The sequence below is a fragment of the Caballeronia sp. AZ10_KS36 genome (genome assembly GCF_023631105.1).
GTDB lineage: Bacteria > Pseudomonadota > Gammaproteobacteria > Burkholderiales > Burkholderiaceae > Caballeronia.
On record NZ_JALQDQ010000083.1, the window covers coordinates 1 to 269 of the forward strand.

Annotated in this window: 1 pseudogene; it reads right to left on the minus strand. The window is 62.8% G+C overall.

The features are described 5' to 3' along the window. Nucleotides 1–186, minus strand: a pseudogene (locus tag NCR35_RS29815) (MBL fold metallo-hydrolase); the annotation flags it as partial. Nucleotides 187–269: the final 83 nt, after the last annotated feature.

Sequence of the window (269 nt, forward strand, 5' to 3'; positions counted from 1 at the left end):
GGCAAGCCGCTCTTCGCGCACGAACTCGATGACCGCATCGGCTGATTGCGTCGACGTGCGCGCGGCTTTGGGGTCGTAGTCGAGCACGGGATCGATGATCGCCGCCGCCGAACCGGCCTTCGCGTAGACGACATACGTCATCGTGCCGGTGTTGATATCGAAGAAAGGCTGAATGATGGGTTGCACGCTGATTCCCCCGGCTGCCGTGCGGCGCGTCGACTCGCGTCGTGCTCTCGTCGCCCTGATCGATTGGGCGTGTTTGTCAGGAT